Below are 21922 nucleotides of genomic sequence, written 5' to 3' on the forward strand. Positions count from 1 at the left end.
GACGCTGCGCTGCTCGCCGGCCGGGCGCTACGGGCCACCCGCCGCCCGCCCGGCCAGTGGCGGACGGTTCCCGTTCACCCGGAATTCCACTGCGGCGATTACAAACCGGCGCATGAGCGATGGTGTGGTGAACCGGCGGACGCTGCTGCGCGCCGGCGCGATCGGAACGGCGGCGGCGTTCGTGCCCGGTGGGGTGGCGCTGGCGCGCGGCGGGGATCGGCCGGTGCTCACGCACGGCGTGCAGTCCGGTGACGTGACGGTCGACGGCGGACTTGTGTGGACGCGGGCCGACCGGCCCTCGCGGATGCTGGTGGAGGTGTCGTCGGACCCGTCGTTCCGGCACGTCCGGACCGTGCGGGGTCCGGTGCTGACGCCCGAGACCGGCGGCACGGGGCGGGTGCGGCTGCGTGGCCTGCCCGGCGGGCGCGAGGTGCACTACCGCGTGGTGGCCGAGGACCTGCACGGCCGCACCCGCAGCGAGGCCGTGGTCGGCAGCTTCCGCACCGCCCCGGTCGGCCGGGACGAGGTGCGGTTCGTGTGGTCCGGCGACGTGGCGGGCCAGGGCTGGGGCAGCAACCCCGACCTGGGCGGCATGCCGATCTTCGGCGCGATGGCGGCGCGCCGGCCCGACTTCTTCATCAACAGCGGCGACACGGTGTACGCGGACGGTCCGCTGCAGGAGTCCGTGACGCTGCCCGACGGGCGGGTGTGGCGCAACGTCGTCACGCCGGAGAAGCTGAAGGTCGCCGAGACGCTGGACGAGTACCGGGGCCAGTTCGCCTACAACCTGCTCGACCCGGAGTACCGGTCGTTCGCCTCCCGCGTGCCCATGATCGTGCAGTGGGACGACCACGAGGTGACCAACAACTGGTACCCCGGCGAGATCCTGACCCTGCCCGCCTACACCGAGAAGCGGGTGGACGTGCTGGCCGCGCGGGCGTTCCGGGCGTTCCACGAGTGGCAGCCGATCGACCCGCGGCAGGCCGTGGACGGCCGGGTGTACCGCAAGTTCCGCTACGGCGCGCACGTCGAGGTGTTCGTGCTCGACATGCGGTCGTACAAGGACGCGAACACCTCCCCGCGCGACGGCCGGGGTGTCGTGCTGGGCGAGGCGCAGGCCCGCTGGCTGGTCGACTCGCTGGACCGCAGCCGCGCCACGTGGAAGATCATCGCGGCGGACCTGCCGATCGGCCTGACCGTGCCGGACGGCGTGGACATCGAGGGCGTGGCGAACGGCCTGCCGGGCGCGCCGGGCGGGCGTGAGCACGAGCTGGCGTGGGTGCTGGGCGAGCTGAAGCGGCGGCGCGTGCGCAACACCGTGTGGTTGACGGCGGACGTCCACTACACGGCGGCGCACCACTACTCGCCGGAGCGGGCGGCGTTCCAGGACTTCGACCCGTTCTGGGAGTTCGTGTCGGGGCCGCTGAACGCGGGCGCGTTCGGCCCGAACGCCCTGGACCCGACCTTCGGGCCGGAGGCGGTGTTCGTCAACGCCCCGCCGGCCGCCAACACCACCCCGCTGGACGGCTTCCAGCACTTCGGGGAGGTGCGGGTCACGCGGGACGGCGAGCTGACCGTGTGGCTGCGCGACATCAAGGGCGCGTCGCTGTGGAGCAAGACCCTGCAACCCACCCGGCGCTGACGGCGCAACGATCTGCAAGGAGTTGCAGCCTTCTGGGCCTTGTCCGGCCGTGATTGTCGTGGTTTCGTGCACTCCGTCCCGGCGGCTGCCGGGACGGGGGTTGCAAATTCTTGCGACAAGGAGGTCGCGATGCGTCGGGCCGTCGCCGCGCTCATCGCCCTGGCCGTTGTGCCGTTCGTACCACCACCCGCCGGCGCCGCGCCCGAAGCCCGCAGGCTCGCCGTCGGCGCGGTCACCGACATCGCGCCCGGTGTGCGGGGCGGTGACAAGGCGCTGGCCAAGGACGCGCTGCGGGCCGACCTGACCGGTGAGCGCTTCTACTTCGTGATGCCCGACCGGTTCGCCAACGGCGACCCGCGCAACGACCGCGGCGGCACGGCCGAGACCGACCGGCTCAAGAGCGGGTTCGACCCCGCCGACAAGGGCTTCTACCACGGCGGCGACCTCAAGGGCCTCCGGGACAAGATCGACTACCTGGACGACATGGGCATCACCGCGATCTGGATGACGCCCATGTTCCAGAACCGGTGGGTGCAGGGCTCCGGCGACGACGTCTCGGCCGGCTACCACGGCTACTGGACCACCGACTTCACCAAGCTCGACCCGCACTTCGGCACCACGAACGACATGCGGCGGCTCATCCAGGACGCGCACCGCCGCGGCATCAAGGTGTTCTTCGACATCGTCGCCAACCACACCGCCGACCTCATCGACTACGCCGAGGGCCGGCACGACTACGTCGGCACCGGCGCGCAGCCCTACCTGGACGAGCAGGGCAACCCGGTCGACATCTCGAAGATCGCGGGGCAGGAGCCGTTCCCGAAGCTCACCGCGCCGTACACGCCGGTCGTCCAGGGGAAGAAGACGCCGGACTGGCTCAACGACCCGCAGCTCTACCACAACCGCGGCGACTCGACGTTCAGCGGCGAGTCCAACGAGTACGGCGACTTCTTCGGCCTCGACGACCTGATGACCGAGCACCCGACGGTCGTCAAGGGCATGAAGCGGATCTTCACGAGCTGGATCGACACGCTCGGCATCGACGGCTACCGGGTGGACACCGTCAAGCACGTCAACATGGAGTTCTGGCAGGCCCTCGCGCCGCACGTGAAGCGGTACGCGGCGATGCGCGGCAAGGAGGACTTCTTCGTCTTCGGCGAGGTGTTCGACGCCGACCCGGCCTTCACCTCCCGCTACACCGCCACCGGCCGGATGCAGGCGACGCTGGACTTCCCGTTCCAGAGCGGCGCGGCGGCGTTCCTGTCCGGCCAGGGCTCGGCCCGGCTCGGCGAGGTGCTGGTGGACGACGACCGGTACACCGACGCGGACTCCAACGCGTCCTCGCTGCCGACGTTCCTCGGCAACCACGACATGGGCCGCATCGCCTGGATGGTCCGGCAGGCCCGGCCGGGCGTCTCCGAGGCCGAGCTGCTCCAGCGGCTCAAGCTCGGCAACGCCCTGATGTACCTGTGGCGCGGCAACCCGGTCGTCTACTACGGCGACGAGCAGGGCTTCGCGGGCACGGGCGGCGACAAGCTGGCCCGCCAGGACATGTTCGCCTCCAGGACCCCCGAGTACGCGGCCGAGGACCTGATCGGCAGCGACCGCACCGGCGCGGTGGACAACTTCCGCACCGACCACCCGCTGTACCGGCAGCTCAAGGACCTGGCGGCGTTCGTGGACCGCGACCCGGTGTGGCGTGAGGGCAACCAGGCGCTGCGGCTCGCCGACGGCGACGTGATCGCGTTCAGCCGCACGGGCCGCACCCAGCAGGTCGAGCACGTCGTGGTGGCCAACGCGGGCACCGCGCCCGCCACCGTCGAGGTGCCCGTGGCCGGACGCGGCTACCGGCCCGTCTGGCCCTCCGCCGGCGGCCAGGTCGACGCGGCGAACGGCAAGGTCACCGTGACCGTGCCCGCGCTGTCGGCCCTGGTGCTCCGCTCCACCGGCAGGATCCCGTCCGCCGCGCCGACCCCGACGCTGGCCGTGCCGCCGACCGGCACCGTGCTGGACGACCGGGTCGAGCTGCGGGCCGACGGCGTCACCTCGCCGTACGCGCAGGCCACGTTCGCCGCCCGGGTCGAGGGCGAGCGGGACTGGCAGGTGCTCGGCACCGACGACGCCGCGCCGTACCGGGTGTTCGCCGACCTGTCCGCGCTGCCGGGCGCGGCCGTGGGCAAGAACGTCGAGCTGCGCGTGGTCGCGAAGGACGCCAAGGGCTCCCTGGGCGCGGACGGCGCGAAGGTCGGCCTGGTCGCCGCGCCGGTGGTCGAGCCGCCGACCGCGGTGACGTCGGACTGGCTGGTGGTGCACTACAACCGCCCGGCCGGCGACTACGACGGGTGGGGCCTGCACGCGTGGGGCGACGTCGAGGACGCGCCCACGTGGGACGCGCCGCTGCCGTTCGCCGGGGAGACCCCGTACGGCCGGTTCGCCTGGGTGAAGCTCAAGCCGGGCGCGCGGTCGGTCGGCGTCATCGCCCACCGCGGCGACGAGAAGGACACCGACGGCGACCGGTTCGTCGACCCGAGCGCGACACCGCAGGTGTGGCTGCGGCAGGGCCAGACCGCCGTGCACGCGAGCGAGGTCGCGGCGACCGGCCAGGCCGTGATCACGCACACCGGGGACGCCGCGGGCCTCGCGGTGCGCGTCAACGGCGTCGACCACCCGTTCACCGGGGGAGTGGCGACCGTCCCGGCCACCGCGCCGGTCGAGTTCTCCGTGGTGCGCGGCGACACCGTGCAGGCCACCGGCCGCACGGCGGGACGCGCGTGGGTCGACGGCGACAAGGTCTACGCGAGCCTGGCCGCCGCGCAGAACCGCGCGGTGATCCACTACAACCGGCCGGACGGCGACTACACCGACTGGACGCTCTACCACTGGACCGGGTCGCTGGAACCGAGCCCCGGCTGGAACCAGTCCCGCGTGCCGGACGGGACCGACGGGTTCGGCGTGTACTGGTCGGTCCCGCTGGAGCCGGGCGCGGCCGGGCTGAGCAACATCATCCACCGCGGTGACGCCAAGGACCCCGGGCCGGACCAGTTCCTCGACGTCACCGGCACCGGCTACGAGGTCTGGTACGTGTCCGGCTCCACCAGGCCGGACGGGTCGATCTCGTACGTGCTGCCCCCGTCGGGCGGCGAGGGCGTGGACGACGACCCGACCAAGGCCAAGGCGATCTGGGTGACCAAGGACCTGGTCGTGTGGGACGTGCCGGTGGCGCCGACCGACGGCTACCGGCTGGAGTACGACGGCAAGGTGCTGCGGCTGGAGCCGGCCGCGGACGCCGTGCCGGAGCGGTTCCCGCACCTGCGGGGCAAGCCGGTGTTCCGGGTGCGCGACGGCGCGCGGCTGGACGAGGCGTTGCGCGGCAGGCTGTCCGCCGTGCACGTGGACGCCGGCGGCCGGCTGCGGCACCGCACGGGCGTGCAGCTCGCCGGCGTGCTGGACGACCGGTACGCCGCCGCGGCGGCGAAGCTGACCTACGGGCCGACGTTCGACGGCGACCGCGTGACCGCGCGGCTGTGGGCCCCCACCGCGTCGTCGGTGCGGCTCCAGGTGTTCGACCAGCCGGGCGGCGCGGCGCGCACGGTGGCCATGACCCGGGACGACGCGTCCGGCTCCTGGTCGGCGACCGGGGCGTGGCGGGACAAGTTCTACCTGTTCGAGGTCACCGTCGCCGGGCGCACCGCGACCGTCACCGACCCGTACTCGGTGGCGCTGGCGGTGAACTCGACGCACTCTCAGTTCGCCGACCTCGGCGACGCCCGCACGATGCCCGCCGGCTGGGCCGCGCACGTCGCCCGCGGCCTGGACGACGACCCGACCGAGCACGGCATCACCGAGCTGCACGTCCGGGACTTCTCGATCGGCGACACGTCCGTGCCGGAGGCCGACCGGGGCACCTACCGCGCGTTCACGCACTCGTCGTCGGTCGGCATGACGCACCTGCGCGAGCTGGCGGCGGCGGGCCTGGACACCGTGCACCTGCTGCCCACGTTCGACATCGCCACCATCCCGGAGAAGCGCTCCGACCAGCAGCGGCCCGCGTGCGACCTGGCGTCGCTGCCCGCCGACTCGCCGGCGCAGCAGGCGTGCGTGGCCGAGGCCGCCGCGAAGGACGGCTTCAACTGGGGCTACGACCCGTACCACTACGACGTGCCCGAGGGCTCCTACGCGACGGACGACGCCCAGACCGGGTGGGCGCGCTCGAAGCAGTACCGCGAGATGGTGAAGTCGTTGCACGACAACGGCAACCGGGTGGTGGTCGACGTGGTCTACAACCACACGGCCGCCTCCGGCGACGCGCCGACGTCCGTGCTGGACAAGGTCGTGCCCGGCTACTACCAGCGGCTCGACCTCGACGGCACGGTCGCCGACTCCACGTGCTGCGCCAACACCGCGCCGGAGAACGCGATGATGGGCAAGCTCGTCGTGGACTCCGTGGTGCGGTGGGCCCGCCTCTACAAGGTGGACGGCTTCCGGTTCGACCTGATGGGCCACCACCCGAAGGCCAACATCCTGGCCGTGCGCGCGGCGCTGGACGCGTTGACCGTCGAGCGCGACGGCGTGGACGGGCGCAAGATCCGCGTCTACGGCGAGGGCTGGGACTTCGGCGAGGTCGCCGGCAACGCCCGGTTCGAGCAGGCCACGCAGGCCAACCTGGCCGGGACGGGCATCGGCACGTTCAGCGACCGGCTGCGCGACGCGGTGCGCGGCGGCGGCCCGTTCGACGCCGACCCCCGCGTGCAGGGCCTGGCGTCCGGGCTCGCGGGCGACCCGAACGGCTCGCCGGCCAACGGCGACGTGGCCGCCCGGCTCGTCAACCACACCGACCTGGTGAAGCTCGGCATGGCGGGCAACATGGCGTCGTTCCGGTTCCGGTCCACCGCCGGCGGCGAGACCACGGGCCGTGACGTGTCGTACAACGGATCGCCCGCCGGGTACGCGGGCGGTCCGGCCGACGTGATCACCTACGTCGACGCGCACGACAACGAGACGTTGTTCGACTCGCAGACCTACAAGCTGCCGGTCGGCACGTCCATGGCGGACCGGGTGCGGATGCAGAAGGTCGCGCTGGCCCCGGTGCTGCTCGGCCAGGGGCAGCCGTTCCTGCACGCGGGCGCGGAGTTCCTGCGCTCGAAGTCGTTGGACCGCAACAGCTACGACTCGGGCGACTGGTTCAACCGCTACGACCCGTCGTTGCGGGACAACGGCTTCGGCCGCGGCCTGCCGCCCGCCGCGGACAACGGGGACAAGTGGCCCTACGCCGCGCCCCTGCTGGCCGACGCGTCGCTGAAGCCGTCGTCGTCCGACATGCGCACCGCCCTGGGCAACACCCTGGAACTGCTCCGCATCCGCGCGTCCTCGCCGCTGTTCACCCTGAACGACGCGGCGCTCGTGCAGCGGAAGCTGACGTTCCCGGAGGCCGAGCCCGGTGTGGTCGCGGCCCTGCTGGACGACACGGTGGGACCGGACGTCGACCCGGACCGCGACGCCGTCCTGGTCGTCGTGAACCCGTACCCGACCGGGAAGTCGGTCGCGGTCGCGGGCGACTGGCGCAACCACCCGCTGGCCGCGGACGAGGCGGCGGTGGCCGACGGCCGGATCACCGTGCCGGCCCGCTCGGTCGTCGTCCTGACCCGGTAACGGCCGGCGCGACACCCTCGGCGCGCAGGACGCGGGACCACTCCCGCTCCTGCGCGCCGAGCGCTTTCCCGGACCCGCTCGGGGGGAAAGTCGGCCATTCCCGTGGTCGGGACCGGCGCGGCCGTATATAACCCGTGCATGGCGGAGCCGCGGTGGGAAGGACTGCTGAGCGGGGATCCCGGTCAGGCCGAGCGCAGCATCGACGACTGGGTCGAGGGCATGCGCGGCCGGGCCGATCGCCTGCAGGCGTTGCGCGACCGGGTCGACCGGATCCGGGTGACGGAGACCAGCGCGAACGGCGCGGTCACCGTGACCGTCGACGCCACCGGGGGCCCGGTGGACGTCCGGTTCACCGACCGGGCCGCCGCGGTCCGGCCGGAGGAGCTGGGGCCGCTGGTCATGGCCACCCTGAACGCGGCCCGCGCCCGGATCGCCGGCGAGGTGCGGGCGGCGACCGAGGCGGAGGTGGGCGACGACCTGCCCGACACGCGCCGCATGGTGGTGGACGCCTACCGCGACCGCTTCGGGGACGCGCCCCCGCCCCCGCCGCGCACGCGGCGGCGGGACGACGACGACTTCAGCGGCGACTCGTACCTTGCGTGAGGGGACGGCATGACCGGTTACGAGGCTCTACCCGGCGAGCTGCGGGCGCACGCGGCCAAGCTGGACGCGTTGGCCGAGCGGTTGGGCGAGGCGGTGCACGCGGCGCGGGCGGTCGGCATGGCCGACGGCGCCTACGGGCAGCTGTGCCAGTTCCTGCCGGCCGTCATGCGCGACATCGAGGACCAGGCGAGCGAGGCGTTGACGGCGGGCACCAAGGGCCTGGCCGACACCGCCACCAACGTGCGGTACACCGCCGACGAGTACGAGCAGCGCGAGGACGACGCGGCGGTCATGTTCGGGAGCCTGCGGTGACCGCCGGCGGGAACCCGTTGATCGCGCCGGTGCAGGACAGCACCCGGTGGTACTCCGGCATCGGGATCGCCGAGTCGGCCGCCGACGTCAAGGACGGCATCGAGAGCGGGAGCTGGGTCGACATCGGCCTGGGCGTCGCGGGCGCCGGCCTGGAGGCGCTCAGCTTCGTCGTGGACCCGCTCGGCTCCCTGCTGTCGGCGGGCGTGTCGTGGCTGATCGAGCACGTCAAGCCGCTGTCCGACGCGCTGGACTGGCTCGCGGGCAACGCGGACCTCGTCGCGTCGCACGCCGCCACGTGGAAGAACGTGGCGAAGGCCGTGGCCGACGTGCGGGACGACTATTCGCGCGACGTGGCGGCCGACACCGCCGGGTGGGTCGGGCAGGCGGGCGACGCCTACCGGGCCGTGGCGAAGAACAACGCCGACGTGCTCGGCGGCGCGTCCACCGCCGCGGACGGGTTCGGCTCGGCGGTCGAGATGGCGGGCGTCGTGGTCGCCGTGGTGCGCGAGGTCGTGCGCGACCTCATCGCGGACCTCGTCGGCCGGCTGATCTCGTGGGCGCTGGAGGTCGCGTTCACCCTCGGCCTGGCGACGCCCGTCGTGGCCGCGCAGGCGTCCGCGGCGGTGGCGCGGTGGGCCGCGAAGATCGGCGACATCCTGAAGAAGCTCGTGCGCACGATCGGCAAGCTCGTCCCGCTGCTGCGCAAGCTCGGCGACGTGTTCGGCAAGGTGCGCAAGGTCCTCGACGACCTCAAGGCCCCGGCCCGGTCCGGCGACGAGCTGCCCCGCCCCGGCCAGACCGGCGGCGCGCGGCCGGTGGACGACGGGTCGCTGCGCGCCTACGACCGCATCGACCGCTGGTCGGAGAACGCCTACCAGTCGATCCGCGGGTCCGACGACATCGACGACGTGGCGGGCCACGTGGCCGACGTGCCGCGGGTCGGCGGCGGGACGGGGTTCACCCGGGCCGAGATCGAGCAGATCAAGAACCACGTGTTCGAGGACCTGCACCCGCTGGAGGGCGTCGACGGCGGCACGGTGATGGCCCGCTTCGACCCCAACCCCGACATGGCGGAGGCGTGGCTGCGGCTGCGCGCGGGCCGGGCGCAACCGTCGGACATCGCCCTGCTCGAGCACGAGTTGGCCGAGGCGCGATACTGGCAGCAGAACCCGAACGCCTCGTACCGCGAGGCCCACGCGGCCGCCAACGACGTGTCGCGGTGGGAGACGCAGGTCCCGCCCGCGTCCAACGAGGACTACAGCGAGCCCTGGAGGTGATCGCGTTGGCGATGCTCGTCTACCTGGACAAGGAGAGCGAGACCGAGGCCGAGGCGCGCTACCGGTTCCACACCGACGGCGGCGCGCACCGGTACCTGGTGCTGGACAAGCGGTCCGAGGTCATCGCGCCCGACGACGGCAACCGCGACGGCGTGTTCCGCGCCGCGGCGGCCAAGCTCGCCCGGACGTGGCTCAGCACCGGCGCGGCGCCGGACCGGCTGGTCCACCAGAGCTGACCGGGCGGCCCGGGCCCCGGCGGTGGTCACGGCGGACGCCGCCGCCCCTCCGGTTACCCTTGACCGAGTCGCATCACCCCGTACGTAAGGAGCACCGACCGCCGTGAGCGAGCGCACCCTGGTCCTGGTCAAGCCCGACGGCGTCAGCCGCGGCCTGGTCGGCGAGGTCATCTCCCGCATCGAGCGCAAGGGCCTGAAGCTGGCCGCGCTGGAGCTGCGCGTCGTGGACCGCGCGACGGCCGAGCAGCACTACGCCGAGCACGACGGCAAGCCGTTCTACCAGGACCTGGTCGAGTTCATCACCGGCGGCCCGCTGGTCGCCCTGGTGGTGGAGGGCTCCCGCGCGATCTCGGCGTTCCGCCAGCTCGCCGGCGGCACCGACCCGGTCGAGAAGGCCACCCCCGGCACGATCCGCGGCGACTTCGGGCTGGAGGTCCAGTTCAACCTGGTCCACGGCTCGGACTCGCCGGAGTCGGCCGAGCGCGAGATCAAGCTCTGGTTCCCGAACCTCTGAGCCGACCGCCACGACGGCCCGGACCCCGCGCGGGTCCGGGCCGTCGTGCTACGAGCCCGCCGGCACGCGCGCCGGGGACGAGCCGAGGCCGCCCGGCGCCGAGCCGTGCAGCACCACCCCGTCCGGGTAGCCCAGGGGCAGGTACATGCGGACGTCGTCGAACCGCACGTCGCCCACCGCGATCACGTTCGGCAGCCGGCCCCACTCGCGGAAGCCGAGGCTCTCGTAGAGCCGGATCGCGCCGTGGTTGTTGCCGCGCACGCCCAGCGTCAGCATCTCCAGCCCCGCCGCGCGGGCGTCCTCCACCACCGCGCGCACCAGCCGCGCGCCCAACCCGAGCCCTCGCGCCGCCGGGTGCGCGGTCACCCGCCGCACCTCGGCCATGTGCCGGAACACCTCGCTCTCGGAGCGCCGCCACGTCGCCGTGCCGCGCAGCACGCCGTCCACCCGCGCCACGACGAGCGCGCCGTCGCGCGGGGAGGCGAACACGGTGTCCAGCCACGCGTCGGTGTCCGCCCGCGACGGCGGCGCCTGCCAGCCGATCGCGCCCCCGGCGGCCACCACGGCGTGCAGCACCTCGTGCACTTCGGCCCGAAGCCGTTCGTCGGCCACCGCTGGCTTGCTGAGCTGGATCTCCACGGCCCCAACCCTAAAACGGCTCCGGGAATGTCGGACGCCGTCGCTACCGTGACGCACGTGACCCCCACCCTCGTCCACGCCCAGGGCCTGACCAAGCACTTCGGCTCGTTCGAAGCCGTCCGGGGCATCGACGTCGAGGTGCGCCGGGGCGAGGCGTTCGGCTTCCTCGGCCCCAACGGCGCGGGCAAGTCCTCGACCATGCGGATGGTGTCGTGCGTGTCGCCGCGCACGGGCGGCGAGCTGCGCGTGCTGGGCCTGGACCCGGACACCGACGGCCCCCGCATCCGCGCCCGCCTGGGCGTGGTGCCGCAGCAGGACAACCTCGACACCGAGCTGACCGTCCGGCAGAACCTCCAGGTGTACGGCCGCTACTTCGGCCTGTCCCGGGCGGCGGTGCGGGAGCGCGCCGTGGAGCTGATGGAGTTCGCCCAGCTCACCGACCGCGCCGACGCCGAGGTGGAGCCCCTGTCGGGCGGCATGAAGCGGCGGCTCACCATCGCCCGCTCGCTGGTCAACGACCCCGAGCTGCTCCTGCTCGACGAGCCGACCACGGGCCTGGACCCGCAGGCCCGCCACCTGCTGTGGGACCGGCTGTTCCGGCTCAAGCAGTCCGGCGTCACGCTCATCATCACCACGCACTACATGGACGAGGCCGAGCAGCTGTGCGACCGGCTCGTGGTGATGGACGGCGGCCGGATCGTGGCCGAGGGGTCGCCGGCGGAGCTGATCCGCCGCTACTCGACCAGGGAGGTGCTGGAGCTGCGCTTCCCGCCCGGCGAGCAGAGCGCCGCCGAGGTGCGCGACCTGGCCGACCGGGTCGAGGTGCTGCCGGACCGGGTGCTGCTCTACACCGCCGACGGCGAGGCGGCGCTGTCCGCGGCGCACGCGCGGGGCGTGCGGCCGGTGTCCGGCCTGGTGCGCCGCAGCACGCTGGAGGACGTGTTCCTGCGCCTGACCGGCCGGACGTTGGTGGACTGAGATGAGCGCCCACGTCGTCGGACCCTGGCGCGCCGCGCTCATCGCGGTCGAGCACCACTGGACCTGGTACCGCCGCAACTGGCGGGCCACGGTCATCTCCAACTTCCTGCAACCCGTGCTGTTCCTGCTCGCGATGGGCGTCGGCTTCGGCTCGCAGGTCCGGGTGGGCGAAGCCACCGGCGGCCACCCGTACCTGGTGTACCTGGCGCCCGCGCTGATGGTGCTGACCGCCGTGCAGAACGCCGTGTTCGAGTCCACCTGGGTGGTGTTCTCGTCCTTCCAGTGGCAGCGCACGTACCTGGCCGTGACGGCCACCCCGGTCACGCCCGCCCAGGTGCTCCACGGCCAACTGCTGTGGATCGCGCTGCGGCTGGCGTCCGGCGCGGCCGTGTTCCTGCTCATCGCCGCCGCCCTGGGCGCGATCACCAGCCCGGCCGCGCTGCTGGCCGTGCCGTTCGCCGTGCTGGCCGGCATGGCGTTCAGCGCGCTCACGGTCGCCTACACCGCGACCAGGTCGAAACCCGACTCGTTCAGCGCCCTCCTCCGCTTCCTGGTGACGCCGATGACCCTGTTCACCGGCGCGTTCTTCCCGCTGGACCAGCTGCCCGGCTGGCTGCGCCCGCTGGCCTGGCCCACCCCGGTCTGGCACGGCATCGAGCTGGCCCGCGGCGCGACGTTCGGCACCCTGCGCCCGCTGCCCGCCCTGGGCCACGTGGCGTACCTGTCCGCCCTGGTCGTGCTCGGTGTCGTGCTGGGTCGCCGCTACTTCCGCCGGAGGCTGGCCGGATGAGGCACGAGACCGCCACGCGCCCGCCCGCCCCGGCCCCGTCGCGCCCCGGCGCCGGGCTGCTGCTGCGGGTCGTCCCACCCGGCCTGTACGCGGGCCGCTCGCACGTCCTGGTCGAACGCTCCTACCTGGTCAGCAGGCGGGTCTGGCTGCAGGTGGTGTCCGGGTTCGCCGAGCCGCTGTTCTTCCTGTTCTCCCTCGGCTACGGCCTCGGGCAGCTCGTCACCACCGTCGAGGGACCCGACGGGCCGGTGCCGTACGCCGCGTTCGTCGCGCCCGCCCTGCTGGCCGCGTCGGCGATGAACGGCGCGGTGTACGAGGCCACCTTCAACCTGTTCTTCAAGTTCAAGCACGCGAAGGTCTACGACGCGGTGCTGGCCACCCCGCTCGGCCCGGTCGACATCGCGGTCGGCGAGGCGGCGTGGTGCCTCATCCGCGGCGGCCTGTACTCGGGCGGGTTCCTCGTGGTCATGCTCGGGTTCGGGCTCGTCGGCTCGCCGTGGGCGCTGCTGGCGCTGCCCGCGTGCCTGTTGGTCGCGCTGGGGTTCGCGGCGGTCGGCATGGCCGCGGCCACGTTCCTGCGCTCGTGGCACGACTTCGACCTGGTGCAGCTCGCGGTGATGCCGCTGTTCCTGTTCTCGACCACGTTCTACCCGCTGTCGGTCTACCCCGGCTGGTTGCGGGCGGTGGTCCAGTGCACCCCGCTGTACCACGCGATCGAGCTGATGAGGGACCTGACCACCGGGCACGTCGGCTGGGACGCGCTCGGGCACGTCGCGTACTTCCTGGTCATGGCCGTCGTCGGGGTGGCCCTGGCGGCCCGCAGGCTCGGCAAGTTGCTGCTGACCTGAGCCGGTTGAACACTGGACGAACCCCGAGCACCGGAGGTCGTCATGGACGTCATCGCACTCATCGGCCGCATCCTGTTCGTGTTCCTGTTCTTCGGCTCCGCCTTCGGCCACATGACCCAGACCGAGGCCATGGCCGGCTACGCCGCGTCCAAGGGCGTCCCGTCGCCCAAAGCCGCCACGTTCGGCAGCGGCGTGCTCATGGCCGTCGGCGGGTTGATGCTGCTCCTGGGCGTGTGGGCGGACCTCGGCGCGCTGCTGCTGGTGCTGTTCCTGCTGCCCACGGCGTTCCTCATGCACGCGTTCTGGAAGGAGACCGACCCGCAGAACCGGCAGGTCGAGATGATCCAGTTCAACAAGGACCTCGCGCTCGCCGGCGGCGCGCTCATGTTCTTCGGCCTGTACGCGGGCCCGGGGTCCGAACTCGGCCTCACCATCACCGGACCGTTGTTCTGACTCGCGCCGGCGCTGCCGTTACCCTGGTCGCGTGAGTGTCGAGTCGGTCTTCCCCGCCCTGGAACCCCTGCTGCCGAGGGTCTCCAAGCCGGTGCAATACGTCGGCGGGGAACTCAACGCCACCGTGAAGGACTGGGACGCCGCCGCGGTGCGGTGGGCGCTGATGTACCCGGACGCCTACGAGGTCGGGCTGCCCAACCAGGGCGTCATGATCCTGTACGAGGTCCTCAACGAGCAGCCGGACGTGCTGGCCGAGCGCACCTACGCGGTGTGGCCCGACCTCGAACGGCTGATGCGCGAGCACGGCGTCCCCCAGTTCACCGTCGACGCGCACCGGCCCGTCGGCGCGTTCGACCTGCTCGGCGTCAGCTTCGCCACCGAGCTGGGCTACACGAACCTGCTCAACGCGCTCGACCTGGCCGGCATCCCGATCCACGCCGCCGACCGCACCGAGGATCACCCGATCGTGGTGGCCGGTGGGCACGCGGCGTTCAACCCGGAGCCGATCTCGCCGTTCGTGGACGCGGCCGTGCTCGGCGACGGCGAGGAAGCCGTCCTGGAGATCACCGACCTCGTCCGCGCGTGGAAGGCCGAGGGCCGCCCCGGAGGCCGCGACGAGATCCTGACCAGGCTCGCCGAGACCGGTGGCGTCTACGTGCCGCGGTTCTACGACGTCGAGTACCTGCCCGACGGCCGCATCCAGCGCGTGGTGCCCAACCGCGAGCGCGTGCCGTACCGGGTGTTCAAGCGGACCACGATGGACCTCGACGCGTGGCCCTACCCGAAGCAGCCGCTGGTGCCGCTCGCGGAGAGCGTGCACGAGCGGATGAGCGTGGAGATCTTCCGCGGCTGCACGCGCGGCTGCCGCTTCTGCCAGGCCGGCATGATCACCCGCCCGGTGCGCGAGCGGTCCATCGAGGGCATCGGCGCGATGGTGCAGCGCGGCCTGGAGGCGACCGGGTTCGAGGAGGTCGGCCTGCTGTCGCTGTCCAGCGCGGACCACTCCGAGATCGCCGAGATCACCAAGGGCCTGGCCGACCGCTACGAGGGCACGAACACCAGCCTGTCGCTGCCCTCGACGCGGGTGGACGCGTTCAACATCGACCTGGCCAACGAGCTGTCCCGCAACGGCCGCCGGTCGGGCCTCACGTTCGCCCCCGAGGGCGGCAGCGAGCGCATCCGGCGCGTGATCAACAAGATGGTGTCGGAGGAGGACCTGATCCGCACGGTCAGCGCGGCGTTCGCCGCGGGCTGGCGGCAGGTGAAGCTGTACTTCATGTGCGGCCTGCCCACCGAGACCGACGACGACGTGCTCCAGATCGCGGAGATGGCCAAGAACGTCATCCGCGCGGGCCGCGAGGTGTCCGGCCGCAAGGACATCCGCTGCACGATCTCCATCGGCGGGTTCGTGCCCAAGCCGCACACCCCGTTCCAGTGGGCCTCGCAGTGCGACCCGGACACGGTGGACGAGCGGCTGCGCAAGCTGCGCGAGGCGGTGAACTCCGACCGGGCGCTGGGCCGCAACATCGGCATGCGCTACCACGACGGCAAGCCGTCGCTCATCGAAGGGCTGCTCTCGCGCGGCGACCGGCGCGTCGGCCTCGTCATCGAGCGCGTGTGGCGCGAGGGCGGCCGGTTCGACGGCTGGTCCGAGCACTTCTCCTACGACCGCTGGGTCCAGGCCGCCGAGGCCGAGCTGACCCCGCTGGGCGTCGACCTGGCGTGGTTCACCACGCGCGAGCGCGAGGAGTTGGAGGTCCTGCCCTGGGACCACCTCGACTCGGGGCTCGACAAGGAGTGGCTCTGGGCGGACTGGCAGGACGCGCTCGACGAGCGCGAGCAGGACGACTGCCGCTGGACGCCGTGCTTCGACTGCGGTGTGTGCCCGGCGATGGGCACCGACATCGAGGTCGGGCCCACCGGCCGGACCCTGCTGCCGATCTCGCCGGTCGGCAAGGGCTCCCCGGTGCGCAACCCGGCGTTGGCGAAGCCCTGACCGGGTGTTGACCTGCGGATTCCCGTAGGCGATCGGGGGCGGATCCGCGCGTGGGCGCGAGTCCGCCCCTCTACTCCCGCACGGCGGCGAGCGCGTCGACCATGCCGTGCCCGTAGAAGCCGTTGTACTCCGAGTACCCGGTGCAGTAGGCGTCCTGCGCGCCCGTGCCGTTGAGGTCGTAGTCCGCCGGGCACGGCAGCGTCTCCGCCTGCGCGTTCAGCATGCGGGTCAGGTCCCCGGGACCGGCCTCGGGGTGCGTGGACGCGAGCAGCGCCGCCACCCCGGACACGTGCGGCGCGGCCATCGACGTGCCGCACGAGTAGTCGTATCCGGCGGCCGGCACGGTCGACAGCACGCACGAGCCCCGCCCGTCGTCCGGGGCCTGCCGGCGGTCGCCGCCCGGCGCGGTCACGTCCACCGCGCCCAGCCCGTAGGAGCTGTACCCGGCCTTGACCTTGTTCGCGCCCACCGACGACACCGCCACCACGTTGCGCAGCTGCGCCGGCAGCACCAGGCACGAGTTGTCCACCGGCCGCGGCCGGACGTCCTCCGGCGCGGCGTTGGTCGGGCTCACCGCGTCCCGGCCCGGCTTGGTCAGGTCGACGGCCGCGTTGCCCGCCGCCGCCACCGTCAGCACGCCCCGCGCGGACGCGTGCTCGACCGCCCGCCGCACCGCCTCGTAGACCACGGACTGGCCCTGCTGGTCCTGGCAGGTGAACACCCAGGGGTCGATGAAGTAGCTGTTGTTGGTGATCGTCATGCCCCGTTCGGCGGCCCACATGAACCCGCACACCGCGTACTCGGGGTAGATGAACCCGGCGTCGTCCACGACCTTCACCGACGCGATCCGCACGCCCGGCGCGACGCCCGTCGTGCCCCGGCCGTCGTCGGCCGCCGCGATCGTGCCCGCCACGTGCGTGCCGTGCCCGGACGTCGTCGGGGACCACGCCGCGGGCGACGGGTCCGCCACCCCGGTCGTGCAGCCGGCCGACAACGCCGGGTCCAGCGCGCCGACGAGGTCCGGGTGCGTCGGGTCGATGCCCGAGTCGAGCACGCCCACCACCACGTCCCGGCTGCCGGTGCTCACCGCGTGCGCCTCGGCCGCCCGGATCAGGTCCATGTCCCACTGCTCGGCCGTGCGGTCCACCGGCGCCTGCTCGGCGCGCGCGCCGCCCGCCTCGTCGTCCTTCTTCTTCCGGGCGGGCGCGCCGGTGCGCTTGGACAGGCCGTCGAGCTGCGCGCTGTACGCCCGGTGCGGGCCGATGCGCCGGCCGAACGCGGGGTCGGGCGAGGTGGCCACGGCCACCGCGATCTGCGGGTAGTAGTGGGCGGTCGCGCCGCACGCGGCGGCGATCTCCGCCTCGGCCAGCGGCGCGCTCGTGCCGGGGGTGAAGACGATCAGGTAGCGCAGCGTCGGGCCGGGCTGGACGCAGTCCGCCGCGGTCACCGGCGACCCGGGCTCGGCCGCGGCCGCCGGGGCGGCCAACGGCAGGCAGCCGGTCGCGAGCAGCGCCGCGCTGACCGCGACCGCTTGGACGCGGCGGTGCAGAGGCACGGGGGACCTCCAGGGCTGTACCGGTCGGGGCTGCTGGTGCCGGACGGTAGCCAGGCGGGGCGGAGCAGACAAGCGCAACGCTGCCGAACAGGTCCAAGGTACCGTCCTCGTGGACTAGGAGCGTGGACCGTCGGGGTGCTCACCCCGCCGCGGCCCACCCGGGCACCCCAGGGGAGTAGCACTGAGCCGCCAGCAGCAGCCCAACCCGTCGGCCGCACCTGTGCAGAAGCTGCGTCTGCGCTATGCCAAACGCGGTCGGCTGCGGTTCACGTCACACCGTGACATCGCACGCACGTTCGAGCGTGCGTTGCGCCGGGCAGGTGTCCCCATGGCCTACTCCCAGGGCTTCAACCCTCACCCGAAGGTGTCCTGGGTCGGCGCGGCGCCCACCGGGGTGGCGAGCGAGGCCGAGTACCTCGAGGTGCAGGTGGTCGACCCGGTCGACCCGGAGGCGCTGCGGACCGCGCTGGACGCCGTGCTGCCGCCCGGCCTGGACGTGCTCGAGGTGGTCCAGGCGGCCGGCGGGGCGCTGCCCGAGCGCATCGAGGCGAGCGCCTGGCGGGTCGAGCTGCCCGGTGTGCCGCCGGAGCGGCTCGCCGACGCCGTGACCGCGTTGATGGGGTCCGGGTCGGTCGAGGTCGAGCGGCTGACCAAGGACGGGAAGAAGATCGTGGACGTGCGGCCGGCGATCGTGTCGGCCGCGGTCGAGGCGCAGGTCGGCGTGCATTCGAGCGACGCCGGACACGATGCACGGGATTTGTCACAGCCGTATGGGATACTCATGACGGTCGTACGGCAGACAACCCCTACCGTGAGACCCGACGACGTGCTGAGCGCGCTCCGAGTCGTCGCCGACCTGGTTCCGCCGGTGCCCGCGAAGGCGACCCGGATGGCGCAGGGGCGGCTGGACGAGGAAGGCCGCCTGGTCGACCCGCTCGCCCCGGACAGGGCGGCGGAGGTCTGATCGCGCGGTGCGGAGCGGCGCTGACGGCGTCGTCGACCAGTGTTACCGGACCTGCTGTGCCGCGTGCCCCACGGGCGGGCGCCACAGCGCGAGGCAAGGATTCCCGCCGCCAGCCGCGGCGGTGAGTGGACAAGAGAGGCCCCTGCGCGGCCGCGTCGGTTGGGACGCGCCCGGGGGCGGAGGAGCTGCATTGTCGAACACGGAAAAGCCTGCCGGCGCCGCCGGCGGGGGTAGCGCCACATCCGCACACCCGGATCTGGCCGACCTGCCCGCGAAGCTGCGGGTGCACGCGCTGGCCAAGCTGCTCGGCGCGAGCAGCAAGGACGTCGTGGCGGCCCTCGCCGACCTCGGCGAGACGGTGAAGGGCGCGCAGTCCAGCGTGAGCCGCGACCTCGCGCTCAAGGTCGCCGAAAGCCTGCTGAACTGGGACGACATCGTCACCGGCGAGGTGGACGAGCAGACCGAGGAACCGGTGGCGGTGGCCCGCGAGGTCGCGCCGCTGGTGCCGCTGTTCGCCCCGCCCTCGGCGGTCTTCCTGCCGCCGACCCCGGTGGCCGCCCAGACCCCGGTGAGCCGCGACGACGACCTCGACGAGCACGAGGACGACGCGGAGGAGCACGCGGGCGCCGACGACGCCGGCGACGAGGGCGAAGGCCGCCGCCGCCGTCGTCGTGGCCGGCGTGGCCGCGGCCGCGGCAAGGGCGTGGGCGAGGACAACGGCGAGGAGGAGCAGGTCGAGGAGCCGGCGGAGGCCGCCGAGGCCGAGGCCGAGACCGCCGACGAGACCGCCGCCGAGGACGAGGGCACGGGCAGCCGCCGCCGTCGGCGGCGCCGTCGCCGCAAGACCGGCGCCGACGAAGAGGCCGCGCCGAACGAGGACGACCCGCCGAACACGGTCGTGCACGTCCGCGAGCCCGCCCGCGACGCCCGCGACGACAAGGCCGACTCCGAGGCCGTGCAGAACGAGGTGCGCAGCGTCCGCGGCTCGACCCGGCTCGAGGCCAAGCGCCAGCGCCGCCGGGACGGCCGCGAGGCCGGTCGCCGCCGCGCCCCCGTGCTGTCCGAGGCCGAGTTCCTGGCCCGCCGCGAGGCCGTCGAGCGCACGATGGTGGTGCGCGAGCGCGGCGACCGCACGCAGATCGGCGTGCTGGAGGACGGCGTCTTGGTCGAGCACTTCGTGACCTCGTCGGGCAGCGGCTCGCTGGTCGGCAACGTCTACCTCGGCCGGGTGCAGAACGTGCTGCCCTCGATGGAGGCGGCGTTCATCGACATCGGCCGGGGCCGCAACGCGGTGCTGTACGCGGGCGAGGTCGACTGGGACGCGGCCGGCCTGGAGGGCAAGGCCCGCAAGATCGAGCAGGCCCTGTCCACCGGCGACAGCGTGCTGGTGCAGGTCACCAAGGACCCGGTCGGCCACAAGGGCGCGCGGCTCACCACCCAGATCAGCCTGCCCGGCCGCTTCCTGGTGTACGTGCCCGGCGGCGGCGCGACCGGCATCAGCCGCAAGCTGCCCGACAACGAGCGCAAGCGCCTCAAGGACATCCTCAAGCGCGTCGTCCCCGAGGACGCGGGCGTCATCATCCGCACCGCCTCGGAGGGCATCGCCGAGGAGGAGCTGGCCCGCGACGTGACCCGCCTGCAGGCGCAGTGGCAGGTCATCAAGGAGAAGGCCGACGCGCCCAAGGCCCAGGCCCCGCAGCTGCTGTACGAAGAGCCGGACCTGCTGGTCAAGGTCGTGCGCGACCTGTTCACCGAGGACTTCTCCGCGCTCATCGTCCAGGGCTCGGACGCGTGGGAGACCATCGACGCCTACGTGCGGCACGTGGCGCCCGACCTCCAGGACCGGTTGCGCAAGCACGTGGGCACCAGCGACGCGTTCACCGAGTACCGCATCGACGAGCAGCTGCTCAAGGCGCTGGACCGCAAGGTCTGGCTGCCGTCGGGCGGCTACCTGGTCATCGACCGCACCGAGGCGATGACGGTCATCGACGTCAACACCGGCAAGTTCACCGGATCGGGTGGAAATCTCGAGGAGACGGTGACGCGGAACAACCTGGAAGCGGCCGAGGAGATCGTCCGCCAGCTCCGGTTGCGCGACATCGGCGGCATCATCGTCATCGACTTCATCGACATGGTGCTGGAGTCCAACCGCGACCTGGTGCTGCGCCGGCTGACCGAGTGCCTCGGCCGCGACCGCACGCGCCACCAGGTGGCGGAGGTGACGTCGCTGGGCCTGGTGCAGATGACGCGCAAGCGGGTCGGCACGGGCCTGCTGGAGGCGTTCTCGACCACCTGCGAGCACTGCCGCGGGCGTGGCCTGGTCGTGACCACGGAGCCGATGCACGCGCACGGCAACGGCAACGGCGGCCAGTCGCAGCAACAGCAGCAGGGCGGCGGCCGCAAGTCGCGCCGCGGCAAGCAGGTCGACGTGCCGGAGCCGGTGGCCGAGCCGACCGTGGAGCCGACGGAGGAGCCCGAGGCGATCGCCGAGCAGCCGACCTCGGAGGACCCGGTGGCCGCCGTGGTCGAGGAGGAGGCGGCGCCGGAGACGCCGAAGCGCGAACGCCGCCAGCGCCGCCGCGCCCGCCGCGAGGCCGGGGCCGTCGTCAAGCACGGCGACGAGCCGGCCACCGAGCCGACCGCCGAAGCCGCGCCCGAAGCGGTGTCCGAAGGCACGGCCGACACCCCGGCCGCGCCCACCGAGCAGCCCCGGCCCGCCGAGGCCGGGTCGGCGCAGTCGGAGCCGGGCCGGTCGGCGTCCGCCCGGCCGGAGTCGGGTGAGCCGGGTCGGGCGCAGTCGGCGGGGTCCGCACGGAGCCGGACCCGGTCCGGCCGCACCGTGCCGGCCCAGCCCGCGCAAGCCGAGCCCGCGCCGGCCCAGGCCGAGTCGGGTTCCGCCGCGCCGAGCCAGGCCCGGTCGGAGCAGGCCCAGTCGGAGCAGGCCCAGTCGCAGCAGGCCCAGTCCGGTCAGGCGCAGTCGGGTCAGGCCGAGCCGGCCCAGTCCGGGTCCGGCACCCCGGTGACCCGGCCGGAGCAGGCCACCGCCCCGGTCTTGGCCCAGCCGACGACCCCGGCCGAGCCCGCCGCCCAGGCCCAGCCGGAGCCCGCCGCGCAGCCCGAGCCCGCCGCCCAGGCGCAGCCCGAGCCCGCCGGGCAGGCTCGGTCCGCCGAGCCCGCCGCCCAGCCGGAGCCCGCCCAGGCGGAGCCCGCGGCCGAGCAGCCGCTCAACGGCCGGACCCCGGAGCCCGCGGCCCCGGTGGTGACCACCACGCGTCGCCGCCCGGCCCGCCGCGCCGCCTCCCGGCCCGCCGGCCCGCCCCTGGGCGCGGTCAAGGAGGGCTGATCCACCACGCCGCCGGGGGCGGCCCCCCCCCCCGGGGGGGCGGGGGGGGGGGCGGCGGGGCGCCCCCCCCCCCCCCCCCCCCCCCCCCCGCCCCCGGCGGCGGGCTCGCCCGCGAGCGCGCCA

The 21922-nt window shown here is 73.5% G+C and carries 16 protein-coding genes; 14 read left to right on the forward strand and 2 right to left on the reverse strand.

The features are described from left to right. Positions 1-112: 112 nt before the first annotated feature. From ACFXGA_RS12665 to ndk, 7 genes are all read left to right on the forward strand, one after another. Positions 113-1642, forward strand: a complete 1530-nt coding sequence (locus tag ACFXGA_RS12665; RefSeq protein WP_378087167.1) for an alkaline phosphatase D family protein — start codon at positions 113-115, stop codon at positions 1640-1642. A gap of 129 nt (positions 1643-1771) precedes the next feature. After that, positions 1772-7291 (forward strand): pullulanase-type alpha-1,6-glucosidase, encoded by a 5520-nt coding sequence (pulA, locus tag ACFXGA_RS12670; protein WP_378087169.1) that lies wholly within the window; start codon positions 1772-1774, stop codon positions 7289-7291. A gap of 138 nt (positions 7292-7429) precedes the next feature. Beyond that, on the forward strand, positions 7430-7894 hold the full coding sequence (locus ACFXGA_RS12675; protein WP_378087171.1) for a YbaB/EbfC family nucleoid-associated protein: 465 nt from the start codon (positions 7430-7432) through the stop codon (positions 7892-7894). Between the two features lie 9 nt (positions 7895-7903). Further along, positions 7904-8206 (forward strand): type VII secretion target, encoded by a 303-nt coding sequence (locus ACFXGA_RS12680; protein ID WP_378087173.1) that lies wholly within the window; start codon positions 7904-7906, stop codon positions 8204-8206. After that, the gene (locus ACFXGA_RS12685; protein ID WP_378087175.1) at positions 8203-9483 is read left to right on the forward strand and encodes a WXG100 family type VII secretion target; all 1281 of its coding nucleotides are present in this window, start codon (positions 8203-8205) and stop codon (positions 9481-9483) included. The genes ACFXGA_RS12680 and ACFXGA_RS12685 overlap by 4 nt, the downstream gene beginning before the upstream one ends. Continuing rightward, positions 9480-9719, forward strand: a complete 240-nt coding sequence (locus ACFXGA_RS12690; protein ID WP_378087177.1) for a hypothetical protein — start codon at positions 9480-9482, stop codon at positions 9717-9719. Before ACFXGA_RS12685 ends, ACFXGA_RS12690 begins: the two co-directional genes overlap by 4 nt. A 103-nt stretch (positions 9720-9822) precedes the next feature. Further along, positions 9823-10233 carry a nucleoside-diphosphate kinase gene (ndk, locus tag ACFXGA_RS12695; RefSeq protein ID WP_378087178.1) on the forward strand — a complete coding sequence of 137 codons (411 nt, stop codon included), beginning with the start codon at positions 9823-9825 and terminating at the stop codon, positions 10231-10233. A 48-nt stretch (positions 10234-10281) separates the two neighbouring features. Here the strand turns inward: ndk and ACFXGA_RS12700 are convergent, their stop codons facing one another. Continuing rightward, positions 10282-10872 carry a GNAT family N-acetyltransferase gene (locus ACFXGA_RS12700; protein WP_378087180.1) on the reverse strand — a complete coding sequence of 197 codons (591 nt, stop codon included), beginning with the start codon at positions 10870-10872 and terminating at the stop codon, positions 10282-10284. A gap of 27 nt (positions 10873-10899) precedes the next feature. Between ACFXGA_RS12700 and ACFXGA_RS12705 the strand changes: the two genes are divergently transcribed. Genes ACFXGA_RS12705 through ACFXGA_RS12725 form a run of 5 tightly spaced genes read left to right on the forward strand, consistent with a single transcriptional unit; the run spans position 10900 to position 15937 of the window. Continuing rightward, positions 10900-11850, forward strand: coding sequence for an ABC transporter ATP-binding protein (locus ACFXGA_RS12705; protein ID WP_378087182.1), 951 nt, complete (start codon positions 10900-10902; stop codon positions 11848-11850). A gap of 1 nt (position 11851) precedes the next feature. Next, positions 11852-12640, forward strand: a complete 789-nt coding sequence (locus ACFXGA_RS12710) for an ABC transporter permease (protein WP_378087184.1) — start codon at positions 11852-11854, stop codon at positions 12638-12640. Continuing rightward, on the forward strand, positions 12637-13488 hold the full coding sequence (locus ACFXGA_RS12715; protein ID WP_378087186.1) for an ABC transporter permease: 852 nt from the start codon (positions 12637-12639) through the stop codon (positions 13486-13488). Before ACFXGA_RS12710 ends, ACFXGA_RS12715 begins: the two co-directional genes overlap by 4 nt. A gap of 42 nt (positions 13489-13530) precedes the next feature. Continuing rightward, on the forward strand, positions 13531-13941 hold the full coding sequence (locus ACFXGA_RS12720; RefSeq protein WP_378087188.1) for a DoxX family protein: 411 nt from the start codon (positions 13531-13533) through the stop codon (positions 13939-13941). A gap of 31 nt (positions 13942-13972) precedes the next feature. Further along, on the forward strand, positions 13973-15937 hold the full coding sequence (locus ACFXGA_RS12725; RefSeq protein ID WP_378087190.1) for a TIGR03960 family B12-binding radical SAM protein: 1965 nt from the start codon (positions 13973-13975) through the stop codon (positions 15935-15937). Between the two features lie 70 nt (positions 15938-16007). Here the strand turns inward: ACFXGA_RS12725 and ACFXGA_RS12730 are convergent, their stop codons facing one another. Further along, positions 16008-17492 (reverse strand): S8 family serine peptidase, encoded by a 1485-nt coding sequence (locus ACFXGA_RS12730; RefSeq protein ID WP_378087192.1) that lies wholly within the window; start codon positions 17490-17492, stop codon positions 16008-16010. 220 nt (positions 17493-17712) lie between these two features. Here ACFXGA_RS12730 and ACFXGA_RS12735 point away from each other — a divergent pair, with 220 nt between their 5' ends. Further along, the gene (locus ACFXGA_RS12735) at positions 17713-18456 is read left to right on the forward strand and encodes a TIGR03936 family radical SAM-associated protein (protein WP_378087194.1); all 744 of its coding nucleotides are present in this window, start codon (positions 17713-17715) and stop codon (positions 18454-18456) included. Between the two features lie 190 nt (positions 18457-18646). Next, complete coding sequence (locus ACFXGA_RS12740) at positions 18647-21799, forward strand: translation initiation factor IF-2 N-terminal domain-containing protein (protein WP_378087196.1); 3153 nt, start codon at positions 18647-18649, stop codon at positions 21797-21799. Positions 21800-21922: the final 123 nt, after the last annotated feature.

This window comes from Actinosynnema sp. NPDC059335 (genome assembly GCF_042752395.1).
In the GTDB taxonomy this organism is placed as follows: Bacteria; Actinomycetota; Actinomycetes; order Mycobacteriales; family Pseudonocardiaceae; genus Actinosynnema.

Coding starts and splice junctions, on each gene's coding strand:
- ACFXGA_RS12665 (WP_378087167.1), top strand. CDS start 113: ATGAGCGATGGTGTGGTGAACCGGCGGACGCTGCTGCGCGCCGGCGCG.
- pulA (WP_378087169.1), top strand. CDS start 1,772: ATGCGTCGGGCCGTCGCCGCGCTCATCGCCCTGGCCGTTGTGCCGTTC.
- ACFXGA_RS12675 (WP_378087171.1), top strand. CDS start 7,430: ATGGCGGAGCCGCGGTGGGAAGGACTGCTGAGCGGGGATCCCGGTCAG.
- ACFXGA_RS12680 (WP_378087173.1), top strand. CDS start 7,904: ATGACCGGTTACGAGGCTCTACCCGGCGAGCTGCGGGCGCACGCGGCC.
- ACFXGA_RS12705 (WP_378087182.1), top strand. CDS start 10,900: ATGTCGGACGCCGTCGCTACCGTGACGCACGTGACCCCCACCCTCGTC.
- ACFXGA_RS12710 (WP_378087184.1), top strand. CDS start 11,852: ATGAGCGCCCACGTCGTCGGACCCTGGCGCGCCGCGCTCATCGCGGTC.
- ACFXGA_RS12715 (WP_378087186.1), top strand. CDS start 12,637: ATGAGGCACGAGACCGCCACGCGCCCGCCCGCCCCGGCCCCGTCGCGC.
- ACFXGA_RS12720 (WP_378087188.1), top strand. CDS start 13,531: ATGGACGTCATCGCACTCATCGGCCGCATCCTGTTCGTGTTCCTGTTC.